This is a genomic window from Candidatus Binatia bacterium, from assembly GCA_023150935.1.
GTDB lineage: Bacteria > Desulfobacterota > Binatia > HRBIN30 > HRBIN30 > JAKLJW01.
This window is the reverse complement of the sequence record JAKLJW010000079.1, coordinates 1-5,502: the sequence shown is the minus strand read 5'-3', so window position 1 is coordinate 5,502 and position 5,502 is coordinate 1. Positions and strand designations below refer to the sequence as shown.

Here is a 5,502-nt window from a genome sequence, read left to right as displayed (position 1 = left end):
GCAGACGGCGTCGGGCCCGGGCCTGCCGCCGGCGCGCCGGCGCTACCGCTGCTCTGGTCGGTCGCGGCGGTCGAGGCGGCGCTCGTCCCTTTGGTCAGGCTAAAGAGGTAGTCAACGATCTGGTCCGTCTTTTCCGGCCCGAGCGAGGCATAGGCGGGCATGATTGCCTGCGGGTAGTGGACCTTCGGATTTTCGATCTGTGCCACCACCCAACTCCGGGTTCGCTCGGTGGCGATGTTCGTGAGATCGGGGCCGATCGTGCCGCCTTGGCCCTGCACCTTGTGGCATCCGGTGCAACCCATCGAATCGAAGAGCTTCTGTCCGGCGACCGCGCTCGCGCTCAGCTTTCCGGCCGCCTCGGGGGCCTTGCTCGCGACCGTGGCCACCGACTGGCTCGATCGCAGCGCGGCAAGGGTGAGGGTCGAGATCACGACGATGGCAAGGACCATGGCAGCCATGGCCACCGGCCGGTGTGCCGGGTTGCGGTCAGGGTTGCGGTCGTAGAAGGGCAGGCCGACGAGCAGGATCACGGCGAGGCCCGGAATGCCGACCGTGCCGAGCGGCTCCAGCCTGCCGGGGAGGAATTTCAGCGCCTCGAAGAGAAACAGGAAGTTCCATTCGGGAACCGGCCGGTAGCTGGTGTCGGTAGGATCGGCGGGGCCGGTGATCGGTGGCGGACAGTAGGCGGAGAGGAACACCAGGAGGAGGAGAAGAAGGGCTGAAACAATCAGATCCTTGAAGATCTGGTCGGGCCAAAACGGCCCCGTGGTTCGGCGTTTCTCGGCCTGCCACGGTCCGACACTGCCAAACTGCCGGAAGGCGATCATGTGGAGGCCGATCAGGACGACGACCGCGGCGGGCAGGATCGCGGCGTGCAGGGTGAAGAAGCGGGAGAGTGTTATCGGTCCGAGCGACCCGCCCCCGCGTACTACGTCGGCGAGGAACGAACCGATCAGCGGCACGGTGCCCAGGATGCTGGTGCCGACGGTCGCCACCCAGTAGCCCGCTTCGTCCCAGGGAAGCGGGGAGCCCGTGTAGATGAGCCCGGCCACGAGGAAGAACAGGAACACGCCCGTCAGCCAGGTGAGCTGGCGCGGATTCTTGTAGGCACCCCACGTGAAGACGCGAATGATGTGCAGACCAACGAGCACCGACATCAGGTTGGCGCCCCAGTAGTGCAGTCCGTGGATCAGCCAACCGAAGTCGACCTCGGTGCGCAGGTAGGACAAGCTGTCGTACGCATGGTCGACCGTGGGCACATAATAGAAGAGCTGCCAGATCCCAGTTACGACCTGAACGAGAAAGGCGAACAGCGTCGCGCTGCCCAGCGCATAGAAGAAGCTTGCCCCCCCGGGGATCTCCTCGTCGCGCCCCAGACTCAGGATGGCTCGGTAGGGGAACCGCTTGTCGATCCAGTCGAGGATCGCGGCCGGCACGATCAGATCACCTTTTTGTAGGGCACGCCCGGCTCGAAGCGCTGCCATTCGATGAAGAGTTCGCCGTCTTCGACCCGAGTGGGCAACGTATCGAGTGGGCGCGGCGCCGGTCCGGCGAGGACCTTGCCGTCGAGCGCAAAGACGCTGCCGTGGCAGGGGCAGACGAAGTGGCCCTGGCCAGGCACCCAGTCGTACCGGCAGCCGAGGTGCGGACAGATTGGCGAGTAGACCGTGACCGCTCCGGGCGCCAGGCTTACCGCCCACGCGTGGGCCTGCACGGTCTTGTGCAGGTAGGCGTCGTTCTCGGAGTGGATAAAGCCGACCGAAACCGGGGAGCCCGCCGGGATCTGCGGCACCTTTCCCGCGCTCTCGAACCGGCTGCGGATCCGCTCGAACAGGGGCGACACGAACGACCCGACGAGCGGGATACCGAGCACGCTCGCGATCAAGGCCGAGATGGCGCCGCTCGCAATGGCCATGAAGCGGCGCCGCGTGGCGTCCAGCCCGCTCGCCGCCGAATCCACCGTGTCCAAGGTCACCTCCTCCCCATCCGCCGCTCGCCCACCGCCCCGCTACCGGCAAACCCGACCGCCCTCCGAGATTTTCGCTTTCAGGTTTCAGGTCTAAGTCGGTTCCGACTCGAGCCTGCGATCGCGATTCTCAGGCGGATACCCGGCATCGACGACCTCTGTCACGCGATGCGCCTTCCCGGACGTTACCCGCCAACCCTTCGTGTTACGATAGGTTGTGCGGCCCCCGCATACTATGGGGACAGAGCACCGTCAACGGACAATTTCCCTCCACAATCCGGCGCTAACAGTTGTCCGCATGCCCGTAGGCCGTCCCCCCCGGCGAAAGAGACTGTCGGAAAAGTCGGTCGCGACGATCTCCGGAGCGCAGCGGGGCCACCTCACATCAGTGTTACCGGCAGGGGTGGCGAGATGGGAATCTGGCTTCCTGAGCTTGCAGTCGAGTTCTCCTTTGGCCTTTGCCCCGCGGAGCAACGCAGGACCTTGGCGGTTGCGAGGAGCACCGCCGATTTGTTCTTGGAGAAATGGAATGAGCTTGCCAGCTATCAAGGGTAAGATGCACGCGCACGGACCGATGGGACACTTCACCGGGGCCCGTCAGGGCCCGCGCGCGAATCTGACGTACCCCCAAAGGCCCGTCGACACGACGTGCGCGGCGCCCTGGCATGAACCAACGGCGCGACGTATTGCGCCGTTACATCGTCGGTCATACGGAGGTTGCCATGCTCCGCGCGTTAGCGAGTCATGTCGGCGTCGTGATCGCCGTTCTGGCGGCTGCCCCGAGCCATGCGACGAGTCCTTCATTCAGTCTCCCGCCGGGTTCCCCGGGCCTCGGGATGACGGCGGCCAGCTTCTCGAGCAACTCGCTCGGTTCGAACCGGATCGCCCGGGTCCCGTCCCGCCAGAGGCGGCGGAGGCGGAGCAGCACCTTGCCATCCGGCGTCCATTCGAGGGCCTCCCGGGCCACGGGCGGGCGCAAAACATAGCGCGCCGGATGTTCGAGCCGCCCTCGGTCCCCCGCCGGCACCGCCACGGCGCGTGCAGATCGAAACCGTCGATCTGTACGTGCAGCGGGGCGCTCGCGGTATCCACCGGCACCGCTGCGTCGCGGCCGACGCGGACGACCCCCGCCCCGGCGCGCGGCCCGGTTGCGAACCGACCGAGCACGGCGGCACCCTGAATCTCGGCATACACCGGACAGTCGAAGAGCCGCTCGTCGCCGGGGTCGACCTCGGTGCTCGGTATGCCATGGCGGGCGACCAGCCGCACGATGCGCCGGCGGATCGATCCCAGTAGGCGCGTGACCTCCCGGTCGGTTGGCGCCGGAGCGGGCACGAAGCGTCGCGTGCCGTCCGCGTTCTGCACGAAGATCCCCTGCACCACCGGGCTGTGGAAGTGCACGTTGATGTTCAAGGCCGACCCGCAACGCCGAATGGCCGTGACCGCTCCGCCGACGCCGCCCCGCGCACCCCGCCGGGCCGACCGGTGGAAATTGCCGGGGGGATTTCGACGGGGAGCCTGCGGGCTCCCCGCACTTTACCTGGTGAAGGTATTTGTCCGTCACGCGGCCTGCCGCTTGCGCGGATGCCGAAACCCTCATTCGCGGAGACCGCTGCCCGTGCCTGCCGTGCTCAGCGCCGCGCGAGTCCGGTTGCCTCGAGTGAGGAATTACGTATTATACGCAATTCATGGAACATGTGATCAGCGCAACCGACCTGGCCCGGAAGCTCGGCGACGTCCTCGGGAAGGTTCGGTATCGAAACGAGGTCTTCATCGTCGAGCGCAACGGCGAGGCGGTAGCACGCCTTGCGCCGTTGTCGTCACGAGCGAGCGCGAGCCTCGTGGAAGGGTTGCGGGCTTGGCGCAGCGCGGCGCCTCCCGATCCGGGTTTCGCCGACGATCTCGAACGAGTCAACGCGGCGGATCGCTCGCCCCGAAACCCGTGGGATTAGTCATCGACACGAGCGCACTGGTCGCGCTGGAACGGGCACCCGACGGCTGGGAGCCCATGCTCGGCCCGCTCGCCGAGGAATCCGCAGTCATCCCCGCGATCGTGTACGCCGAGCTGCTCGTCGGCGTACGGCTCGCCGATCGGGCTGCGCGGGCGCGGGCACGACAGGAACGCGTGGAGGCACTGGTGTCACGGTTCCCCATCGTGGACTTCACCCGCGAGATCGCCGAACGCTGGGCCGACCTGTTCGCAGAGCTCAGCCGATCGGGAACGACGATCCCGTCGAACGACCTCGCGATCGCGGCAACGGCGCTCCATCTGGGCTTTGGCGTGCTCGTGGGGCCGAAGGGCGAGCGCCACTATCGAAGGGTTGCGGGTCTTCGCTGCGAGCGTTTCGTGGTCCCGACACCCCCGCGTTAGGCGGGCCGTGCTTCGACGCTCGCCAGAATTGACCCGCCGCCGCTTGTCTGAATTGACCCACCCTTGACCTGATCGAGTTTGCGCGGGGCGGTTCTCCGGTTGTTTCGGAGGGCCACATGGGCCGCAAGCGACCGCGCCGGATCTGGTCGATGATGCCCTGCCATCGTGAACTCCTTTCTACCGAATACTCGGGCGTCCACGAAAGCGGGTCAACTTCACTCTCGAGCTCTGTGCCGATCCCCTCGGCTTGCGGGTCGCCGACAGCGCCGCGGTCGCCGCTGGACCACCAGCCAGTCTCACAATGCGGGAGTCAGGGCGTGGTGTCTCAATCCCCTCATCGAGGAATCGTCCATTCGGACCGTATGCAAGGTCAAGCAGAAGGGCGCGCCAGACGCGTCTCAATCCCCTCATCGAGGAATCGTCCATTCGGACTCTGGATGTTTTCCCGGGGCGGAAGGCTGCCTGAGGTCTCAATCCCCTCATCGAGGAATCGTCCATTCGGACCTGAGGGTGGGGGGGACGTCTCGATACCTGGGACAGTCTCAATCCCCTCATCGAGGAATCGTCCATTCGGACTAACCGGACGAACGGTTCGGTTAACCTCAGGGTAGGTCTCAATCCCCTCATCGAGGAATCGTCCATTCGGACTTGCGATATCCGACAGGCCCCCTCCAGGGCAGGTCATGGGTCTCAATCCCCTCATCGAGGAATCGTCCATTCGGACCATGGCCCGAAGACGAGTTGCAGTTCTGGCGCTCGCGTCTCAATCCCCTCATCGAGGAATCGTCCATTCGGACCCCACGCCCTCCAGGGAGGACATCGAGCTTACCCGCCGTCTCAATCCCCTCATCGAGGAATCGTCCATTCGGACTTCGTTTACGGACATGGAGAGCGCGTTCCCGGACGTCTCAATCCCCTCATCGAGGAATCGTCCATTCGGACATTCGCCTTCGTCGCCGGACCGGGAGTCTCTCTCGGTCTCAATCCCCTCATCGAGGAATCGTCCATTCGGACTAAGGCCTCCCGGGTAGCTAGGACCGGTCGTCTGAGTCTCAATCCCCTCATCGAGGAATCGTCCATTCGGACTGAGAGCGGCGGAGCGTAGGACGGCCTACGCTCCACGTCTCAATCCCCTCATCGAGGACTCGTCCATTCGGACTAGTGG

5 protein-coding genes and 1 CRISPR repeat array are annotated in these 5,502 nt (G+C 65.5%); of the genes, 3 read left to right on the top strand and 2 right to left on the bottom strand.

Features of this window, described 5'->3' with window-relative positions; genetic code table 11:
* The coding region (locus L6Q96_22765; protein MCK6557373.1) for a cytochrome b N-terminal domain-containing protein at nucleotides 1-1,436 on the bottom strand (1,436 nt) is incomplete at its 3' end.
* Nucleotides 1,437-1,438: 2 nt separating this feature from the next.
* Nucleotides 1,439-1,960 (bottom strand): ubiquinol-cytochrome c reductase iron-sulfur subunit, encoded by a 522-nt coding sequence (locus L6Q96_22760; protein ID MCK6557372.1) that lies wholly within the window; start codon nucleotides 1,958-1,960, stop codon nucleotides 1,439-1,441.
* Nucleotides 1,961-3,004: 1,044 nt separating this feature from the next.
* Here L6Q96_22760 and L6Q96_22755 point away from each other — a divergent pair.
* The 3 genes from L6Q96_22755 (at nucleotide 3,005) to L6Q96_22745 (ending at nucleotide 4,337) form a co-directional block, all read left to right on the top strand.
* A complete protein-coding gene (locus tag L6Q96_22755; protein ID MCK6557371.1) occupies nucleotides 3,005-3,262 on the top strand; it encodes a hypothetical protein in 258 nt (85 codons plus the stop codon).
* Nucleotides 3,263-3,654: 392 nt separating this feature from the next.
* Nucleotides 3,655-3,918 (top strand): type II toxin-antitoxin system prevent-host-death family antitoxin, encoded by a 264-nt coding sequence (locus L6Q96_22750; protein ID MCK6557370.1) that lies wholly within the window; start codon nucleotides 3,655-3,657, stop codon nucleotides 3,916-3,918.
* Nucleotides 3,909-4,337: a PIN domain-containing protein gene (locus L6Q96_22745; GenBank protein ID MCK6557369.1), complete on the top strand. Its 429-nt coding sequence runs from the start codon at nucleotides 3,909-3,911 to the stop codon at nucleotides 4,335-4,337. Before L6Q96_22750 ends, L6Q96_22745 begins: the two co-directional genes overlap by 10 nt.
* A gap of 322 nt (nucleotides 4,338-4,659) precedes the next feature.
* Nucleotides 4,660-5,496: direct repeats of the CRISPR family, unit length 37 nt; unit sequence GTCTCAATCCCCTCATCGAGGAATCGTCCATTCGGAC.
* Nucleotides 5,497-5,502 lie beyond the last annotated feature (6 nt).